The sequence below is a fragment of the Mesorhizobium sp. M0077 genome, from assembly GCF_040322955.1.
Classification (GTDB): Bacteria; Pseudomonadota; Alphaproteobacteria; order Rhizobiales; family Rhizobiaceae; genus Mesorhizobium.
The window spans coordinates 282,599-299,857 of the sequence record NZ_JAMYUL010000004.1 but is presented as its reverse complement, the minus strand read 5'-3'; the positions used below and the strand labels follow the sequence as shown (position 1 = coordinate 299,857).

Below are 17,259 nucleotides of genomic sequence, written 5' to 3'. Positions count from 1 at the left end.
CGGGAATTGAAGAACTGAAGAATTGAGGAAAAGGAGGTCCGGATCGGTCTCCTTTCACCAGTTCTTCAATTCTTCAGCTCCTCAATTCCTCTACCCCCTCCACTATCCCCGTCAGAAACGTCGCGAGATCGTCGGTGACGAAATCGACGTCGTCCTCATTGGCCGGATCGCGTTCCCAGATCTCGGCAAAGGTCGGCTCGAAATTGCGCGGCACCACCAGCACCGTGGTCATGCCCAGTGATTTCGGCACCTCGAGGTTGCGGGCGAGATCCTCGAACATCACCGCATTGTGTCCGGTGACGGCGTGCAGTTCGGCAAACTTCTCATAGGTCTGCCGCGACGGCTTCGGCGTCAGCCCGGCGGCGACGATATCGAAAATGTCGTCGAAATGGTCGAGTATGCCGAGCTGGCGCGCGGTGCGCTCGGCGTGCCTGCGGTCGCCATTGGTGAAGATGAACTTGCGGCCGGGCAGCTGGCGGATGGCGGTGCCCAGCACCGGATCCGGCACCAGCCACGAATAGTCGATGTCGTGCACCTTTTCGAGAAAATCGTCGGGGTCGATGCCGTGGCGCGTCATCAGCCCGTTCAGCGTCGTGCCATATTCGAGATAGAGTTCCTTCTGCAGCTTGCGCGCTTCCTCGCGCGGCAGCGTGAGCAGTTCTCCGACATAGGCCGTCATCTTGACGTCGATCTGCGAAAACAGATTCGAATGGTGCGGATAAAGCGTGTTGTCGAGGTCGAACACCCAGTCGGTGACATGGGCGAAGCGGGCGGGATCGGGCAGCGTGGTCATGGCGTCCTTATGGCATGAAATATCTGCCGTTCGAACCCCTTTCTGATGTAGAGCTTATCCACAACCTATGTGCATCTAGAGTTGTAAAAATGGGCTCACCATTCAAATTTTAGGCATCACGGAAAGGTGGCCTTCAGGGCTTGCTGGCACAGAGACGGTTCAGTGGGAGCCAGCGATGAGTCGCATAGTCTTAAAGTCCGCCGCCGTCGCATTCGGCTCGGTAGCCATCTCGCTTTTGCTGACGCTGATCATCGTTCCGGCCATGGGTTTTCCGGTCGACCGCACCGTCTGGCTGACATCGACGGTGTGCCCGCTGGCGCTCGCCTGGATCGCCTGCGCCAGCACCTTCTGGCAGAGCGACCGACTGAAAAACGCGCATCGCGATCTCGCCCGCGCGCATGCCCAGCTCGCCGCCGCGCATCGGCGCCTGTCGGCGAAGGCGAGCCGCGACGACATGACCGGCATGCTCAACCGCGAGAGCTTCTTTGCCGCGTTGGACGGCTCGCGGCGCAAATCCGATCGCGGCGCGCTGCTGATCATCGACGCCGACCATTTCAAGGCGATCAACGACAGTTTCGGCCATCTGACCGGCGATGACGCACTGGTGTTGATCGCCAGCGCCATCGAGCGCGGCGTCCGCAGCGGCGACGTGCTCGGCCGCATTGGCGGTGAGGAGTTCGGCGCCTTCCTGGTCGGCGCTACGGAAGCCGAAGCCCGGCGCGTGGCCGAGCGCATCCGCCGTGAAGTCGAGCTGGTCCGCTTTCGTCCGGTCGACGAGCGCACGGTGCCGCTGACCGTCTCGATCGGCGGCATCACCTGTGCGCAAGATGCCGATGTCTCGGACCTGATGCGCGCCGCCGACCGCCGGCTCTACGAGGCCAAGCACCGCGGCCGCAATTTGTCGATCCTCGACCGGGACATTTCCGAAGCTGCCTAGGTGTTGGTGGTGGGGCTGTTAACGGTTCGCCAACATTGTTTCCACGCAACTGCGCCGTTTACCGGGTTGTAACTCGTTTACAGGCAAGGCTTGGCACGGGAATGGCATGTCTGGCCGGTACCTGTGCCGTTCAGGGAACGCCATGCGTGGATCGAAGCCCCCATCCAGAGACGTGTCATGAGTTTCTTCATCAGGAAAATGTCGCGCCGCACCATCGTGCAGGCGCTGATTGCGATGCCGGCGCTACAGCTTTTTCGCAAGCTGCCTGACAGCGACCGCCCCCCGGCCGATCCCGACGAGATCGTCGTGGTCAATGGCTGGATCCTGAAGCGGAGCGACCTGGCATGATCTTCGACAGCTATGAGGCGTTTCGAGCCTCGGATTTCAAGCCCAAGGTCTGCATTCTCGGCTCCGGGCCGGCCGGCACCACCATTGCCAGAAAGCTCGGCGCCGCCGGCATTCCGGTCGTGGTGCTGGAGGCCGGCGCACGCGAATTCAGCGACGAGTCGCAGGATTTCTACCGCGGCTCCACGGTCGGCGATCAATATTTCGATCTCGACATCACCCGGCTGCGCTTCATGGGCGGGTCGTCGAACCACTGGGCCGGCTGGTGCCGCGTGCTCGACAAGCAAGACTTTGAGCCCAAGGCATGGGCGCCGGACACCGGCTGGCCAATCGCCCGGACCGACATCGAGCCCTATCTGTCCGAGGTGCACGACATACTCGAGCTTCCCGACTTCAAGCCCGATGTGCCGATTTCAGACGACATACGCTGGGTGCAGCTGATCAAGAGCCCGGCCGTGCGCTTTGGCGAGAAATTCTCCGACGAGCTCGACAAGAGCAAGAACATAGCGCTCGTGCTCAACACCTATGCCACCGAACTTGCCGGGGACGGCAAACGAGTGACCGGCACCAGGCTGTGGTCGAACGGCAAGGATGCCGGCGCCTTCAGCGCCGATTATTTCATCGTCTGCACCGGCGGGCTGGAGAATTCGCGGCTGCTTCTATGGTCGAACCAGCGCTCGAATAGCGGCGTGGTGCCGAACGCCATGGCACTTGGCCGCTACTGGATGGAGCACCCGACCTTCGAGGGCGGCAATGCCATCCTGGCCGATTACAGCGAGTTCGAGGTCGATGCCGTCAACGAGGCGTTCTTCTCGCCGACGCTCGCCGCCATGGAGCGGCTGCAGATCATGAACTTCGGCATACGCCTGATCGAGACGCCCTATGCCGGCGTCAAGAGCCTGATTGCCGACCTCGCCTGCACCGCGCCCGAGGCCGCCGAATGGGTCGCCTACCAGCTCAGCCAGAACCTGCGCTGTGCGGCCCAGCTCTACGTCGCCTGGGAACAGGCGCCGCTGGCCTCGAACCATATCGAATTGTCGAAGACCGATGTCGACCGTGCCGGCGTGCCGCGCATCGAGCTGCACTGGACGAAGTCGCCGTTGGAGCGCCGCACCATCCTCGAGGGGCTCAAGCTGTTCGGAACGACGCTGATCGAGAAGGACCTCGGCCGCGTCCGCATCATGGACTGGCTGACCAATGGCGAGGACTACCCGACGGATGAGGAACTGGCCGGCCACCATCATATGGGCGGCACGCGCATGGGAACCGATGTCACCAAGAGCGTGGTCGACGCCAACTGCAAGGTGCACGGCATGGACAATCTCTATGTCGGCGGTTCCTCGGTATTCTGCACCTCGGGCGAATGCAACCCGACGACGACGATCACCGCACTTGCCTGCCGGCTAGGCGACCATCTGACCAAAGTAATCACGGTGTGACGAAGTCATCCCCCCGGTGTGACGAAGTCATCACCGTCTGATTGTCAAAAAAGCGAACGGCGCGACAGGATTGCTACCGGCGCTACCCATGCCTTGGTGTCGAAACCCTCGGAAATCAGCGCCAACGAGATCTCCCTCCCCTTGTGGGGAGGGATTAAAGGTGGGGGTAGGTGCCGCGCAAACCCTTCAGGATTTGCTAAACCGTCGCTGGATCCAGTGCCGGCTGCCCCTTGCGGCGGGCGACGATCGCCTTGAAATCGGCGGTCCGGAACGCATCGCGCAACACGTCGAAAGACGGCAGCACGAAATAGGCGCGCTGGAACTTGTCGATCTCGTAGCAGGTGCGCATCACCGTTTCGAGGTCGAAGGGCACGTGGTGCGCGTCCGGGCTCGCGACGGCGAACTGCAATTCGGTGAACGACGACATCAGCCCGGCGCCGAAAGCTTTCAGCTTCTGGCCCTCCTCCTGTATCAGCCCGTATTCGGCGGTGTACCAGTAGAGCCGGGTGATCATCTCGTCACCGCCCAGCGCAATCACGCTCTCGGCCTTCTCGCCATACATCTGCATGAAGTCGGCAAACACCGGCTGCGTCAGGATGGGCACATGGCCGAAGAAGTCGTGGAACATGTCGGGTTCGACGATGTAGTCGAGCTCGTCCTTGGTGCGCAGCCAGTTGGTCACCGGAAAGCGCCGGTTGGCGAGATGGTCGAAGAAGGGCGCGGCCGGGATGAGGCCAGGCACGGCGACGATTTCCCAGCCGGTCAGCTTGCGCAGCTTGTCTGAGACCGCGCCGAAATCCGGGATCTTGTCGAGCAGGCCGAGTGCGGCGACGCCATCGAGATAGGAATGGTGCGCCAGCTTCTGCGTCAGCTTGGTCTGCCGGTCGCACAACGTGCGCCACACCGCCTGTTCGTCGGCGCTGTAGTTGTAGCCCTGCGCCACGGTGAAGTCGGAACGGCACACTGAATAGTCGCCACGCAGGCCTTGCGCCGCGCAATCACGGGCATATTCGGCAACGCTCATCGTCGTCATGGTTCTTCTCCCCTGATCGTGACACTTGAATCTGTCCGCAGAGTCTAGCGGCGGCCGGCGAGGCAATTCAGCTTTGATGATGGCTTGGGTCCATGATTTGAGGTAAAAATCACCAAGCAGAAGCTGAAAGAGAGTGAAAATGCCTCAGTTCGACGATTTCGAGATCAAGATGCTGGATGTTCTTCAGCGCGATGGACGCAAGCCCGTGTCCGAACTGGCGCAGGAGATCGGCCTGTCGACGACGCCTTGCGCCCGCCGCTTCGAGGCGCTGCAGGAGGCCGGCATCATCAAGGGCTTTGCCGCCGTGCTCAACCGCCGCGGCGTCGGCCTGATGGTCGAGGTGTTCATCCAGGTGCGGCTCACCAGCCACAGCGACGGTTCGCCCGAAACCTTCATCGCAGCCGTGCAGCACATGGACGAAGTCTCGTCGTGCTGGACGATGACCGGCGACCACGATTTCCTGCTGCATGTGATGGTGCCCTCGGTCGACGAACTCAACGCCTTCGTCATGCACCGCCTGATGCGCCTTGCCGGCGTGCGCGACGTTCACACCCAGCTGGTGCTGCAGAACATCAAGGGCCCGGGCCACGTGCCGCTCGCCCACCTCAGGCGGTAGGACACGCACCGCCATTTCTGCGGAAAAGCTGCACGCAAACTGCTGAACGGAGCCCAAATGCGAAACTGAAACGCCGGCTACGCCATGCGGACCGTCGCTCAAAGGTCCGTCATGAACATCGTGCTGATCAATCCGCCGCACACCGCCATCGGCAGCCGCGTGCCCGATGACCATCTGCCACCGCTCGGCCTGCTGGCACTGGGCGGCCCGCTTATCGACGCCGGCCATAAAGTCCGGCTGGTCGATGCCGAATTCGGGCCGATGCCGTTGGAAACGCTGGTGCGCGATGCGCTCAGCGGCCAGCCCGATTGCATCCTGATCGGCCACTCCGGCTCGACCTCGGCGCATCCCACCGCGCTCGCGATCGCCCGCATGGTCAAGGCGCTCGAGCCGGCGACGCTGGTGATCTATGGCGGCGTGTTCCCGACCTATCACTGGCGCGACATATTGGCGGCGAGCGATGTCTTCGACTTCATCGTGCGCGGCGAGGGCGAGGCAACCATCCTTGCCCTGGTCGTGGCACTGGACAATCGCCGGCCACTGGCCGATGTCGCGGGCATCGCCTATCGCGACGATCTCGGCCGCCCCTTCGCGACGCGGCCGGCCGGGACCATTGCCGATCTGGACGAGTACCGCGTCGGCTGGGAGCTGATCGATCACCGCCGCTACAGCTATTGGGGCGGCAAGCGCGCCGTGGTCATGCAGTTATCGCGGGGCTGCCCGCATCTGTGCAACTATTGTGGCCAACGCGGTTTCTGGACCCGCTGGCGGCATCGCGACCCCAAGAAATTTGCGCAGGAGATTGCCTGGCTGCACCGCCAGCACGGCGTCGAACTGATCAACCTCGCCGACGAAAACCCGACCGTGTCGAAGAAGGTTTGGCGCGCCTTTCTCGATGCGCTGATCGCCGAGAACGTGCCGGTGCTGATCGTCGGCTCGACCCGGGCCGACGACATCGTGCGCGATGCCGACATCCTGCACCTCTATCGCAAGGCCGGCGTCATCCGCTGGCTGCTCGGCATGGAAAACACCGACGAACAGACGCTTCAATTGATCCGCAAGGGCGGCAGCACCTCATCCGACCGCGAGGCAATCCGGCTGCTCCGCCAGCATGGCATACTGTCCATGGCGACCTGGGTGGCCGGGTTCGAGGATGAGACCTTTCGCGATCTGTGGCGCGGCTTTCGCCAGCTGCTTGCCTATGACCCCGACCAGATCCAGGCGCTCTATGTCACGCCGCACCGCTGGACGCCGTTCTTCCGCATCGCCAAGGACCGCAAGGTGATTCAGACGGATGCCCGGCTGTGGGACTACAAGCACCAGGTGCTGCAGATGACCCGGCTGAAACCGTGGATGCTGTTCTTCTCGATCAAGCTGATCGAGGTCGCGGTGCAGTCGCGGCCGAAGGCGCTGACGCGCATTCTCTTCCACCCCGATCCCGAACAGCGCCATTCGATGCGCTGGTACACGCAAATGGGCCGCCGCGTCTGGTTCCGCGAGGTCTGGGGTTTTCTGGCCCGCGACCGCCGCCTCAAGGATGGTCCGACGCTGGCTGAGTTCTGGGGCGCTCCGCAGGATGCCGATGAGGAATCCATGGTCGTCATGCGCCCGTCGCGCAAGCCGGCCGAAGCGACTGTCGCGATCTCGGCCGGCCCCTGACAGGCTCGCTGCCATTTATAGATACGTACCGTATGCGTGTTGACATACGCAGCGTATGTACCCACTTCAAGCATACGGGGCGTAGGGGAGTGACCCGGACAATGGAGTGAAAATGACCAAACGTGACGCGATCTTTCCTGCCGGCCGGCAGGCTCTCTATGAGATCAATCGCTATTCTGCTGCAATACGATCGGGCGACCTTTTGTTCGTCTCGGGCCAGGTCGGCAGCCGCGAGGACGGGTCGCCCGAACCTGTCTTCGAAAAGCAGGTCCAGCTTGCCTTCGACAATCTCGCGGCAGTGCTGAAAGCAGCGGGCGCCACGTTCGACGATATAGTCGACGTGACCACCTTCCACACGGATCCGGCAGCGCAATGGCCCGTGATCGATGCCGTTCGGCTGAAGGTGTTCGGTGAACCGCCCTACACCAATTGGACGGCGGTCGGCGTCAACTGGTTAGCCGGCTTCGACTTCGAGATAAAGGTCATCGCGCGCCTGCCCCAGCCGGCCTAACGGCTGGCCAGCCGATCGACTGGCCGCCAAGCCAGTTGCACCTCAGGGCACGATCAGCGTGCCGGCGCCGTGTTCGGTGAACAGTTCCAAAAGCACCGCATGCGGCGTCTTGCCGTTGAGGATGACGACGCCTTCGACGCCGCGCTCGATCGCCTCGATGCAGGTCTCGACCTTGGGGATCATGCCGCCCGACACCGTGCCGTCCTTGATCAGCGCCCTGGCTTCGGCCACTGTCAGTTCGTCGATCAGCTTCTTGTTCTTGTCGAGCACGCCGGGCACGTCGGTCAGGAACAAAAGGCGCGTCGCCTGGCAGGCGCCGGCGATGGCGCCGGCAAAGGTGTCGGCATTGATGTTGTACGTGTGGCCGTCGCGGCCCGGCGCCACCGGCGCCAGCACCGGGATCATTTCCGAGCGTGCCAGCAGGTCGAGCAGGGTGCGGTCGACCTCGACCGGCTCGCCGACGAAACCGAGATCGAGCACACGCTCGATGTTGGAGTCCGGGTCGATCATGGTCCTGCGCGCCTTTTCGGCGAACACCATGTTGCCGTCCTTGCCGCACAGGCCGATCGCCCATTCGCCCTCGGCGTTGATCAGCGCGACGATCTCCTTGTTGATCGAACCGGCCAGCACCATCTCGACGATCTCGACCGTCTTCTGGTCCGTGACGCGCAGCCCGCCTTCGAACTTGGATTCGATTCCCATCTTGGCCAGCATGGCGCCGATCTGCGGCCCGCCGCCATGGACGACGATCGGGTTGACGCCGGACTGCTTCAGCAGCGCGATGTCACGGGCGAAAGCCTTGCCGAGCTCGATATCGCCCATGGCATGACCGCCATATTTTACCACCACCGTCTTGTGCTCGTAGCGCTGCATATAGGGCAGGGCCCGCGAGAGCAGGGCGGCCTGCATTTCGGCGGTGGCGGTGATCTCCGTCATCGGCATGGTTCCCTGGATGTGGGTAAGGACGGCGGCGTCTTAGCGGGAATTGGCGCAGGCCGCAAACAGCTTTGCTATCACGATGATGAAATCTGCCGGATCAGGCCGGCACCTTGAGCGGCGCCCGCCGCGTCAGTCACCCGGAAATCTTCTCCGTCTGCGCGGCGAGCGACAAAAGCGTCCTGCTCGTCGCCGGGGCGGCCGACGGCCTGGATGCCGAGCGGCAGGCCGGCATCGGTGACATGGACCGGCAGCGCGATCGACGGCTGGCCGCTGACATTCTGGATCGCCGGCCGGTGGGTGAACCACAGGCTCTTGTCCATCAATTGCCCAAACAGGGATCTGATCTCCAAGAGACGGGTCAAATGCAATTTGTCGAGCAGGTTTTCGATGAGCTCGTCGGCCCCCTTCGGGTCCATGGCGCCTCAGGCAAGCGGCGGATGCGCAATGATCGGGTTGCCTCGGCGCGCGCGATCGCAGCATCGACAAGGTCCGGCGGCGAGATCTCGCCTCTATGCACCAGCTCCGCCAAGCCGGTTGCATCGTTCTCCCACAGCATCTGTTCGGCCGACATTGCTGTTCCCCTTTCTGCGGGAGGCTAACGACAGCCGATTTCCTTGGCACCGACCGGCGATTACTGGCGATCGGGCGCGGACATCGTTTGCGTGGACAACAAGATTTCTGCCTTTGCAAATAAATCGTGATCGCTTAGCTTGTCCGTATGACGCCGCAGGATATCTCCACCCTGATTGTCCGGACCTCGATGAAGGATCGGACTGCGTTCGATCTGCTTTACCGGCAAACCAGTGCGAAACTTTTCGGCGTGTGCCTTCGTGTATTGAAGGATCGCGGAGATGCGGAAGAAGCGCTGCAAGAGGTCTTCGTCAAAGTATGGACGAAGGCGGACCGTTTCGCTGTTTCCGATCTAAGCCCAATCTCCTGGCTGGTGGCCATAGCACGCAATCATGCGATTGATCGCATCCGGTCGCGACGCAAGCCCGCTGCCGATATCGATGCCGCGCTCGACGTGGCTGACCCCGGTCCGGGGCCAGAGGCTATGGTTGTTGCGGGTGGTGAATCCGAGCGCATCTATCAGTGCCTTGAAGAGTTGGAACAAGACCGGGCGCAAGCCGTTCGGGGTGCTTATTTGAACGGCGAAAGTTACGCCGAGCTCGCGGTACGTCACAAGGTTCCGCTCAACACGATGCGGACATGGCTGCGCCGCAGCCTGTTGAAACTTAGAGAATGTCTGGAAAGATGACCCTGGCAGAAGAAAATGGACCGGAACGTGGAGGCGACGACCTGCTCGCAGCCGAATACGTTCTCGGCGTGCTGCCGGCGGATGAGCGCCAGATAGCCTCCGGACGCATCGACGCGGAGACCGGCTTTGCCAGTCTCGTCGATTCCTGGGAAGTGAACCTCTCGCCGATGGCTGCCGCTTATGCTGAGGTAGAGCCGCCGGCCACCATCAAGCCGGCTATCGATCGCCGGCTGTTCTCCTCCACCGCGGCGTCGACGACGGCCCCGAGCGGCAGCCTGTGGTCCAGCCTTAGCTTCTGGCGCGGCCTCACCGCAGCGGCTCTCGCGGCCCTGGTGCTCTATGTCGCCGTGCCTTACGTCAGGTCGCCGGTCGTCGTGCCGCAGGAGCGCCTCGTCGCCTCGCTGGCTGCCGAAGGCAGCGATGTCAAATACCTTGTCGTCTACGACGCTTCCCGCCGCGATGTCGGCCTGTCACTGGTTTCGGGCGAACGCGCCGCCGGCAAGGACTTCGAACTGTGGATGATCGAAGGCAAGAATGCGCCGGTCTCGATGGGCGTCATTCCCGCCGGCCAGGTCACGCACATTCCGGTTACCCCGGCAGTGCAGCAGAAGCTGGCGCAAGGCGCCGTGCTCGCCGTCAGCGTCGAGCCGACGGGCGGTTCGCCGACCGGACAGCCGACCGGACCGGTCGTTGCCGCGGGCGACCTGAAGGGCATCTGATAGATCGTAAAACCATGACGTGATAATGAAGGCAGCGGAAGTACATCTTCCGCTGTTTTCGTTTTGGATACGCTGCTGGAGATTAGAGATTCGATCTCCGGAGATAGTTCGCCGACAAGATAAGGATAAATTTTTCCCGGCGCGCGGAAACTCAGGCAGTTCTATTCCGTATCTCCTCATGTTCCCGAAAGAGGAAACAATAACCCCGAGGAGTTCGAACACTATGCGTAGAATCGCCACCCTTTTGCTCGCCGGTACCATTGCCGTCTCCGCCCTCGCCACAATCGCCTATGCCGAGAATCCGATGGTTGGCGGCGCCGCCATGTACGCCAACAAGAACATCGTTGAGAACGCCGTCAATTCGAAGGATCACACGACACTGGTCGCCGCCGTCAAGGCTGCCGGCCTGGTCGAGACGCTGCAGGGCGCTGGCCCCTTCACCGTCTTCGCACCGACCAATGAGGCCTTCGCCGCGCTTCCGGCTGGCACGGTCGAGTCGCTGCTCAAGCCCGAGAACAAGGACAAGCTCACCAAGATCCTGACCTGCCATGTCATCGGCGCCAAGGCGATGGGCGCCGATGTCGCCTCGATGGCCAAGGCCGATGGCGGCACCCATAAGGTCAAGACGGTTGGCGGCTGCGAGCTGTCGCTCAAGGCTGACGGCGGCAAGGTCACCGTAACCGACGAGAACGGCAATGTCGCCAATGTCACGATCGCCGATGTCGAGCAGTCGAACGGCGTCATCCACGTCATCGACAAGGTCCTGCTGCCGAAGATGTAACAAAGCCCCTGCCGCCGACGAACAGGCGGTAAGCTCCTGCAGATTGCGCGGCCCCGCCCCCGTGGGCCGAGCAAACGACCGAGCGCTCCATCCCGTCCGCAACAAGCGCGGAGCCGGTGTGGAGCGTTCGTTTGCAGGACAACCGTCACCGGCTTTTGATTTTCCAGTGGCGGCCAGATCTGGCAAAAACAACCCGCAGGAGGATTTCTGTCATGAACCGTCGAGATTTGCTTTTGAGCGGCGCCGCCATCGCTGCCGTGGCCGGCGCGGCGGCAACGTTGCGCATGGGCGGGCCCGCTAAGGCTGCCGAAACCTTCGAGGTCACCAAGACCGACGCCGAGTGGCACGCCATCCTGTCCGACGAAGCCTTCAACGTGCTGCGCAAGGAAGGCACCGAATATCCCGGCACCAGCCCGCTGCTCAACGAGCACCGCAAGGGCATTTTCGCCTGCGCCGGCTGCGACCTGCCGGTCTATTCCTCAGAGACCAAGTTCGATTCCGGCACCGGATGGCCGAGCTTCTGGCAGGAGATCGCCAACGCCGTCGGCAAGACCGAGGACCGTTCGCTCGGCATGACCCGTACAGAGGTCCACTGCCGCCGCTGTGGCGGCCATCTCGGCCATGTCTTCGACGATGGCCCGGCGCCGACCGGCCTGCGCCACTGCATCAACGGCGTTGCGCTCAGCTTCAAGCCGGCCACTGCCTGACCGTTCGGCGTCTTTAGCGGGGTGGGGATTTGGAGCCGGCGTGACGACCGCCTCTTATCTCTTGAAATGGGGCGAAAACAGTCAACTTCAAGAATTGGCAGACGGCTTTTTATGCGTAGATTCCGCAGCCCTTAACGAGAGGGCCAGAACCTATGCAACGAACTGAAGCACGGGCTCGCGACGGCGAGCCCAAATCGACCGCCAAATCGACCGACGGTGTTGATGCGGACCGGCCGCGAATATCCCATTCCGTGGTGATCGCCGGCGGCGGCCCGACCGGGTTGATGCTGGCCGGCGAGCTTTCCCTGGCCGGCATCGATGTCGCCATCGTCGAGCGGCGCGAGAACCAGGATCTCGCGGGCGCGCGCTCGGGCGGCCTGCATTCGCGCACCATCGAGATTTTCGACCAGCGCGGCATTGTCGATCGGTTCCTGTCGCAAGGCCAGACCGCCCAGGTCGCGGGTTTCGCCGGCGTTTCGCTTGACATCAGCGACTTTCCCACCCGCCACAATTACGGGCTGGCGCTGTGGCAAAAGCACATAGAGCGCATCCTTGCTGACTGGGCCGAGGAGCTTGGCGTCACGGTCTACCGTGGCCGCGAGGTGACTGGCTTAGTGCAGGATGGCGGCGGCGTCGATGTCGCGCTGAGCGATGGCAGGTCGCTTCGTGCCGATTATCTTGTCGGCTGCGACGGCGGCAGAAGTCTCGTGCGCAAGGCGGGGGGCATAGAGTTCCCCGGTTCCGAGCCGACAACCAGCAATTTGATCGCCGAGATCGAGGTAACAGAAGAGCCGCAATGGGGTATCCACCGCGATGCCATCGGAATTCACGGCCTCAGCAGACTGGAAGACGGTACGGTGCGGGTGCTGGTGACCGAACGCGAGGTCGGGGCCGGCGGCGTGCCCACATTGCATGAGCTCAGCGAGGCGCTCATTGCCGTCTACGGCACCGATTACGGCGTCCACAATCCAACATCGCTGGCCCGCTTCACCGACATGACCCGGCAGGCAGCCTCATACCGCAAGGGGCGGGTGCTGCTGGCAGGCGACGCCGCGCACGTGCATCCACCGGACGGTGGACAGGGGCTGCAGACCGGCGTGCAGGACGCGGTCAATCTGGGCTGGAAGCTCGCCCAGGTGGTCAGGAAAACTGCGCCCGAAAGCCTGCTCGACAGCTACCAGGCAGAGCGCCACCCGATTGCCGCGCGTGTGATGAAAAACACCATGGCGTCGGTCGTGCTCCGTCGCGAAGACGAGCGCACCAAGGCGCTGCGCGATACAGTGTCGGAACTTCTCGGCATGGAAGAGCCGCGCAAGCGTTTTGCCGGCATGTTGTCCGGCCTGGACATCCACTACGATCTTGGCGAGGGGCATCCGCTGCTGGGGCGTCGCATGCCGGATCTCGACCTCGTCACCGCTGCCGGTCCGCTGCCGGTTTTCGCCCTGCTGCATGACGCTCGGCCGCTGCTGCTTAATCTTGGTGAGCCCGGCGCTTTTGGTATCGGCCAGTGGGTGGAGCGGATTCAGCTGGTCGACGCCAGCTACGATGGCGCATGGGAGCTTCCGGTGCTGGGGGCAGTCGAAGCCCCACGCGCAGTGCTGGTCCGGCCTGACGGTTATGTGGCCTGGGTCGGCGGCCCTGAAGCAGCCGGGCTAACCGACTCGCTGACCAAATGGTTTGGGCCGCCTGCCGCAGCATAGCGCGCCGGGTGTTCGACCAAGGAGCTTGACAACGATCGATGCTTAAGCGTGACCCCGGAAATCGGGGGTGCTTTCCGGGGTCACACATGAGCGCGCCAGGCGGGGGGTCCGGCGCGCTCAATGGCCTCCGCCGCCGCTGCCCGCGGGCGGCGCCGGCTTGGCGATGACCAGGGTGAAGACCGCCATGGTCGCGAACAGCACGGTCAGCATGGTGAACACATCCATGAACGACAGCAGCGACGCCTGCTGCTGGACCATGCCCGACAGTTTGGAGATCGCCGCCTTGGTGGCGTCGAGGCCGGGAGTCTGCTGGAAGTCGAGCGTCATGTTCTGCAGCTTGGTCTGCGCCGCCGCACTGCCCCATTCCACATGCTCGGCCAGCCTGGCGTAGTGGAAGGCGCTGCGATCGATCAGCACGGTGTTGATGACGGCAAGGCCGACCGCACCGCCGAGGTTGCGGGTCAGGTTGAACAGGCCCGACGCGTTCTTCAGCCGGTCCGGCGGCAAGGTGCCGAGCGCAATGTTGTTGATCGGCACCATGCACAGCATCATCGAGCTGCCGCGCAGGATCTGCGGGATCAGCAATTCCCAGAAATCCCAGTCGGCGGTCAGATGCGTCATCCACCATGTGCCGGCAGCGAAGCCGAACAGCCCGATCATCATCATGATGCGCAAATCCATCTTGCTCGACAGGATGCCGGAAATCGGCGCAGTGACGAACATCGCCAGGCCGCTGACGAACAAGGCTTCGCCGATCATCATGGAATCGTAGCCGCGGATGCGCCCGAGGAACACCGGGTAGAGATAGGTCAGACCGTACAGGCCGATGCCGATGACGAAGGAGAACAGCGAACCGAAGGCGAAATTGACGTTGGTGAAGGCCCTGAGATCGACGATCGGCTCCTCGGCGGTGAAGGCACGCCAGAAGAACAGCGCCGCACCGACAACCATGATGATGGCGCAGATGAACACGGCCTGTTCCTGCAGCCAGTCATGGTTCGGACCTTCCTCGAGCACATATTCCATGCAGCCGAGAAACGCCGCCATGCCGGCAAGGCCCCACCAGTCGAACTTGCTGAACAGGCCGAGATTGGGCTTGTCGAAATCGATCAGGGTCCAGGTCGTGACCGTCACCAGAATGCCTGGAATGACATTGATGAGGAACAGCCAGTGCCACGACATGGCATGGCTGATATAGCCGCCGACGGTCGGGCCGATGGTCGGCGCCAGCGTCGCCACCAGGCCGATCATCGGCGACACCATGGCGCGGCGCGACGGCGGGAAGATGGTGAAGGCGGCGGCGAAAACGCTCGGGATCATGCCGCCGCCGATAAAGCCCTGGATGGCTCGGTAGACGATCATCTGGTCGATGTTGGTGGCGGTCGCGGCCAGCGCGCTGGCCGCCGTGAAGCCGGCCGCGGCGCCTGCAAACAGCACGCGCGTCGACAGCATCCGGCTGAGGAAGCCCGACAGCGGGATCATCACCACTTCGGCGATCAGATAGGCGGTCTGCACCCATGGGATTTCGTCGGAACTGGCGCTGAGGCCGGCCTGGATCTCGGCCAGCGAGGCTGAGACGATCTGGATGTCGAGGATCGCCATGAACATGCCGAACACCATCGCCAGGAAGGCGATGAGGCGGCGCGTCGAGATGGTCGTCGGCACCGCTGGCATGGCCGGCGCCGCTCCTGCTGTTATGGTTGCGGTTGCCATGGCGTTGCTCCCGGCTTTCGCTCAGTTCGCCGCGGCCGGAGCCGTGCGGCTGTCGACGGCGACAACGACGCTCAGGCCGGCGCGCAGCCTGCCTGCCTTCAGCACATCGGCCGGGACGTCGATGCGAACCGGGATGCGCTGCACCACCTTGGTGAAGTTGCCGGTGGCATTTTCCGGCGGCAGGAGCGAGAACACGGCACCCGAAGCCGGCGCCAGCGACGACACCGTGCCTTCGAAATCATGGCCGTCCGTGGCGTCGACCGAGACCCGAACCTTCTCGCCGGGCACCAGCTTGGCCAGCTGCGTCTCCTTGAAGTTGGCAACGATGTAGAGCTTGTCCAGCGGCACCACGACGGCGAGCTTCTGGCCGGGGCTGACGAGGTCGCCCTGCTCGACCGAGCGGTTGCCGACGACGCCGTCATAAGGCGCCTTGAGCACGGTGAAGGACAGATCGCGCGCGGCCTTGTCGCGGTTCAGCCGCAGCGAAGCCAGCGTGCTGGCCGATTCGGCGCGCTGCGCTTCGAACACGCCGATATTGGCCTGTGCGGCTGCAATCTGCGCGTCGGCGCCGACAAGGGCCGCATTGGCCTGGTCGAGAGCGGTCTGGGCATCGTCCAGTTGCGCCTGCGTGCCGACATGCGTCTTGACCAGTTGCGCGGCGCGCTGCTGGGCGCGAGCGGCGTTGTCGGCTGCCGCCTGGTCGGCGACCTTGTGCGCCTGCGCCTGTTGCAGCGAAGCTTGCGCCGCCTTGGTCTGCGCGTCGATACGGTCGAGCGTCTTGGCCAGCGTGGCGATCTGCGCCTCCGCCTGGGCAACGGCTATTCTGTAGTCGCCGTCGTCGATCGTCAGCAGCGGATCGCCGGCCTTGACCTGCTGGTTCTCCGAGACCTTGACTTGATCGACATAGCCGGAAATCTTCGGCGAGACGAACGACATGTCGGCCTGGACATAGGCATCGTCGGTCGAGATCAGGAACCGGCCGTCGGTCCAGTAATCATAGCCATACCAGGCGCCGGCGCTGAGCAGAGCGAGGCCGATGATCGGCAGCATGAACGAGCGAGCCGACCGCTTCTTCTTGGCCGGCACCTCGGCCAAAACTTCGGCGGCAGGCTTGATGGGCGCTTCCGGCGCTTCGATAACCGGCGAGACCTTGGCGTTGGGAAAGGGGCGGACTTCGGCGGTGGTTGGCGTGTTCGAGGACATGATATCTCGCTACCGTAGCTACATAAGGAAAATGTGTTATACTGAACCGTTCGGTTCGATGCGAACGTTGACATAGCGCTAAAGCAGGCCCATATCAAGAGCAATCGAACCGCTCGGTTCGAATTATTTCGCGAGGTGTGACTTTAATGGCCGACACGTTACCCGACGTCGAAAATGATCCGTGCGATGTGCTGGATAGTGCGCGTCGCGGCCGCCCGGCGGCGGGCCAGGATCCGGTCAAGCGCAGCCAGATTATCGAGGGCGCGCGGCGCGTGTTCATCGACAAGGGCTTCGAAGCGGCGTCGATGAACGACATTACCCGCGAGGCCGGCGTCTCCAAGGGCACGATCTATGTCTACTTCGCCAACAAGGAAGAGCTGTTCGAGGCGCTGATCGAGGAAGAGCGCGGCACCATCTTCAAGAACATGTACGACATGCTCGACCGCGCCGACGATCTGCGCCAGACGCTGGTGAAGTTCGGCAAGGTGCTGTCGATGAAGATCACCTCGGCCAAGGTCATCCAGGCGCAACGCACCGTGATCGGCGCCTCCGACAGGATACCGGACATGGGCGCGCGGTTTTACGAACGTGGCCCCAAACGCGGCCACGACAAGGTGGTCAAGTTCCTCGATGCAGCCATCGAACGCGGCCTGCTCAAGATCGATGATGTCGATCTTGCCGCCTATCAATTCACCGAACTGTGCCTCGCCGGCCTGTTTCGCCAGTGCATCTTCGCCTACCGCACCAAGGCGCCGAGCCAGGATGAAATCGACCACATCGTGCGGTCGGGCGTCAGCCTGTTCCTGAAGTCCTACGGCACCGAAAAGCTTGCCGAGGAAGAAAGCCACCAGATGATCGCCGTGGAGGCGAAGCCAAAGGCAAAGGCCTAGTTAGCCAAAGGTCTTT

General features: G+C 62.9%; 18 protein-coding genes. 12 read left to right on the top strand and 6 right to left on the bottom strand.

Going from position 1 to position 17,259, the window contains the following annotated elements; all coding sequences use genetic code 11:
- Positions 1 to 73: 73 nt before the first annotated feature.
- Entirely contained in the window at positions 74 to 793 is a 720-nt protein-coding gene (locus NKJ57_RS11245; RefSeq protein WP_023687469.1) for a pyrimidine 5'-nucleotidase, read from the bottom strand.
- A 175-nt stretch (positions 794 to 968) separates the two neighbouring features.
- Between NKJ57_RS11245 and NKJ57_RS11240 the strand changes: the two genes are divergently transcribed.
- The 3 genes from NKJ57_RS11240 (at position 969) to NKJ57_RS11230 (ending at position 3,514) form a co-directional block, all read left to right on the top strand.
- Entirely contained in the window at positions 969 to 1,730 is a 762-nt protein-coding gene (locus NKJ57_RS11240; RefSeq protein ID WP_023681345.1) for a GGDEF domain-containing protein, read from the top strand.
- 177 nt (positions 1,731 to 1,907) lie between these two features.
- A complete protein-coding gene (locus tag NKJ57_RS11235; RefSeq protein WP_023673226.1) occupies positions 1,908 to 2,078 on the top strand; it encodes a hypothetical protein in 171 nt (56 codons plus the stop codon).
- The gene (locus NKJ57_RS11230) at positions 2,075 to 3,514 is read left to right on the top strand and encodes a GMC oxidoreductase (protein WP_352510671.1); all 1,440 of its coding nucleotides are present in this window, start codon (positions 2,075 to 2,077) and stop codon (positions 3,512 to 3,514) included. Before NKJ57_RS11235 ends, NKJ57_RS11230 begins: the two co-directional genes overlap by 4 nt.
- A 196-nt stretch (positions 3,515 to 3,710) precedes the next feature.
- Here the strand turns inward: NKJ57_RS11230 and phhA are convergent, their stop codons facing one another.
- Positions 3,711 to 4,547 (bottom strand): phenylalanine 4-monooxygenase, encoded by an 837-nt coding sequence (phhA, locus tag NKJ57_RS11225; protein WP_352510670.1) that lies wholly within the window; start codon positions 4,545 to 4,547, stop codon positions 3,711 to 3,713.
- Positions 4,548 to 4,686: 139 nt separating this feature from the next.
- On the opposite strand from phhA, the gene NKJ57_RS11220 reads away from it, so the two are divergent.
- From NKJ57_RS11220 to NKJ57_RS11210, 3 genes are all read left to right on the top strand, one after another.
- Entirely contained in the window at positions 4,687 to 5,163 is a 477-nt protein-coding gene (locus tag NKJ57_RS11220) for an Lrp/AsnC family transcriptional regulator (RefSeq protein ID WP_352510669.1), read from the top strand.
- 111 nt (positions 5,164 to 5,274) lie between these two features.
- Positions 5,275 to 6,822 (top strand): magnesium-protoporphyrin IX monomethyl ester anaerobic oxidative cyclase, encoded by a 1,548-nt coding sequence (bchE, locus tag NKJ57_RS11215; protein WP_352510668.1) that lies wholly within the window; start codon positions 5,275 to 5,277, stop codon positions 6,820 to 6,822.
- A gap of 112 nt (positions 6,823 to 6,934) precedes the next feature.
- Positions 6,935 to 7,333, top strand: coding sequence for a RidA family protein (locus NKJ57_RS11210; RefSeq protein ID WP_023710405.1), 399 nt, complete (start codon positions 6,935 to 6,937; stop codon positions 7,331 to 7,333).
- A 42-nt stretch (positions 7,334 to 7,375) separates the two neighbouring features.
- Here the strand turns inward: NKJ57_RS11210 and argB are convergent, their stop codons facing one another.
- Together argB and NKJ57_RS11200 are read right to left on the bottom strand one after the other, a co-directional pair.
- Positions 7,376 to 8,269, bottom strand: a complete 894-nt coding sequence (gene argB / locus NKJ57_RS11205; RefSeq protein ID WP_352510667.1) for an acetylglutamate kinase — start codon at positions 8,267 to 8,269, stop codon at positions 7,376 to 7,378.
- Between the two features lie 77 nt (positions 8,270 to 8,346).
- The gene (locus NKJ57_RS11200; RefSeq protein ID WP_023693008.1) at positions 8,347 to 8,688 is read right to left on the bottom strand and encodes an amidase family protein; all 342 of its coding nucleotides are present in this window, start codon (positions 8,686 to 8,688) and stop codon (positions 8,347 to 8,349) included.
- 302 nt (positions 8,689 to 8,990) lie between these two features.
- Between NKJ57_RS11200 and NKJ57_RS11195 the strand changes: the two genes are divergently transcribed.
- The 5 genes from NKJ57_RS11195 (at position 8,991) to NKJ57_RS11175 (ending at position 13,437) form a co-directional block, all read left to right on the top strand.
- Positions 8,991 to 9,530 carry a sigma-70 family RNA polymerase sigma factor gene (locus NKJ57_RS11195; protein ID WP_023693009.1) on the top strand — a complete coding sequence of 180 codons (540 nt, stop codon included), beginning with the start codon at positions 8,991 to 8,993 and terminating at the stop codon, positions 9,528 to 9,530.
- Positions 9,527 to 10,249 (top strand): anti-sigma factor, encoded by a 723-nt coding sequence (locus NKJ57_RS11190; RefSeq protein WP_023741308.1) that lies wholly within the window; start codon positions 9,527 to 9,529, stop codon positions 10,247 to 10,249. The genes NKJ57_RS11195 and NKJ57_RS11190 overlap by 4 nt, the downstream gene beginning before the upstream one ends.
- Positions 10,250 to 10,472: 223 nt before the next feature.
- Positions 10,473 to 11,030, top strand: coding sequence for a fasciclin domain-containing protein (locus NKJ57_RS11185; RefSeq protein WP_023693011.1), 558 nt, complete (start codon positions 10,473 to 10,475; stop codon positions 11,028 to 11,030).
- Positions 11,031 to 11,242: 212 nt separating this feature from the next.
- A complete protein-coding gene (gene msrB / locus NKJ57_RS11180) occupies positions 11,243 to 11,737 on the top strand; it encodes a peptide-methionine (R)-S-oxide reductase MsrB (protein ID WP_023739777.1) in 495 nt (164 codons plus the stop codon).
- A gap of 152 nt (positions 11,738 to 11,889) precedes the next feature.
- Positions 11,890 to 13,437, top strand: a complete 1,548-nt coding sequence (locus NKJ57_RS11175; RefSeq protein WP_352510666.1) for an FAD-dependent monooxygenase — start codon at positions 11,890 to 11,892, stop codon at positions 13,435 to 13,437.
- A gap of 117 nt (positions 13,438 to 13,554) precedes the next feature.
- Here NKJ57_RS11175 and NKJ57_RS11170 read toward each other — a convergent pair whose 3' ends face one another.
- Both NKJ57_RS11170 and NKJ57_RS11165 read right to left on the bottom strand, forming a co-directional pair.
- Positions 13,555 to 15,150 carry a DHA2 family efflux MFS transporter permease subunit gene (locus NKJ57_RS11170; RefSeq protein ID WP_023744900.1) on the bottom strand — a complete coding sequence of 532 codons (1,596 nt, stop codon included), beginning with the start codon at positions 15,148 to 15,150 and terminating at the stop codon, positions 13,555 to 13,557.
- A gap of 21 nt (positions 15,151 to 15,171) precedes the next feature.
- Positions 15,172 to 16,353: an HlyD family secretion protein gene (locus NKJ57_RS11165; RefSeq protein WP_352510665.1), complete on the bottom strand. Its 1,182-nt coding sequence runs from the start codon at positions 16,351 to 16,353 to the stop codon at positions 15,172 to 15,174.
- A gap of 146 nt (positions 16,354 to 16,499) precedes the next feature.
- Between NKJ57_RS11165 and NKJ57_RS11160 the strand changes: the two genes are divergently transcribed.
- Positions 16,500 to 17,243, top strand: a complete 744-nt coding sequence (locus NKJ57_RS11160; protein ID WP_023814523.1) for a TetR/AcrR family transcriptional regulator — start codon at positions 16,500 to 16,502, stop codon at positions 17,241 to 17,243.
- Positions 17,244 to 17,259 lie beyond the last annotated feature (16 nt).

Excerpts from the sequence above, each read along its gene's own strand:
- NKJ57_RS11230 (WP_352510671.1), top strand. The coding sequence starts at position 2,075 with ATGATCTTCGACAGCTATGAGGCGTTTCGAGCCTCGGATTTCAAGCCC.
- NKJ57_RS11160 (WP_023814523.1), top strand. The coding sequence starts at position 16,500 with ATGGCCGACACGTTACCCGACGTCGAAAATGATCCGTGCGATGTGCTG.
- NKJ57_RS11190 (WP_023741308.1), top strand. The coding sequence starts at position 9,527 with ATGACCCTGGCAGAAGAAAATGGACCGGAACGTGGAGGCGACGACCTG.
- NKJ57_RS11175 (WP_352510666.1), top strand. The coding sequence starts at position 11,890 with ATGCAACGAACTGAAGCACGGGCTCGCGACGGCGAGCCCAAATCGACC.
- phhA (WP_352510670.1), bottom strand. The coding sequence starts at position 4,547 with ATGACGACGATGAGCGTTGCCGAATATGCCCGTGATTGCGCGGCGCAA.
- NKJ57_RS11220 (WP_352510669.1), top strand. The coding sequence starts at position 4,687 with ATGCCTCAGTTCGACGATTTCGAGATCAAGATGCTGGATGTTCTTCAG.
- NKJ57_RS11170 (WP_023744900.1), bottom strand. The coding sequence starts at position 15,150 with ATGGCAACCGCAACCATAACAGCAGGAGCGGCGCCGGCCATGCCAGCG.
- NKJ57_RS11185 (WP_023693011.1), top strand. The coding sequence starts at position 10,473 with ATGCGTAGAATCGCCACCCTTTTGCTCGCCGGTACCATTGCCGTCTCC.
- NKJ57_RS11235 (WP_023673226.1), top strand. The coding sequence starts at position 1,908 with ATGAGTTTCTTCATCAGGAAAATGTCGCGCCGCACCATCGTGCAGGCG.
- msrB (WP_023739777.1), top strand. The coding sequence starts at position 11,243 with ATGAACCGTCGAGATTTGCTTTTGAGCGGCGCCGCCATCGCTGCCGTG.
- NKJ57_RS11240 (WP_023681345.1), top strand. The coding sequence starts at position 969 with ATGAGTCGCATAGTCTTAAAGTCCGCCGCCGTCGCATTCGGCTCGGTA.
- NKJ57_RS11165 (WP_352510665.1), bottom strand. The coding sequence starts at position 16,353 with ATGTCCTCGAACACGCCAACCACCGCCGAAGTCCGCCCCTTTCCCAAC.
- NKJ57_RS11195 (WP_023693009.1), top strand. The coding sequence starts at position 8,991 with ATGACGCCGCAGGATATCTCCACCCTGATTGTCCGGACCTCGATGAAG.
- argB (WP_352510667.1), bottom strand. The coding sequence starts at position 8,269 with ATGACGGAGATCACCGCCACCGCCGAAATGCAGGCCGCCCTGCTCTCG.
- NKJ57_RS11245 (WP_023687469.1), bottom strand. The coding sequence starts at position 793 with ATGACCACGCTGCCCGATCCCGCCCGCTTCGCCCATGTCACCGACTGG.
- bchE (WP_352510668.1), top strand. The coding sequence starts at position 5,275 with ATGAACATCGTGCTGATCAATCCGCCGCACACCGCCATCGGCAGCCGC.
- NKJ57_RS11210 (WP_023710405.1), top strand. The coding sequence starts at position 6,935 with ATGACCAAACGTGACGCGATCTTTCCTGCCGGCCGGCAGGCTCTCTAT.
- NKJ57_RS11200 (WP_023693008.1), bottom strand. The coding sequence starts at position 8,688 with ATGGACCCGAAGGGGGCCGACGAGCTCATCGAAAACCTGCTCGACAAA.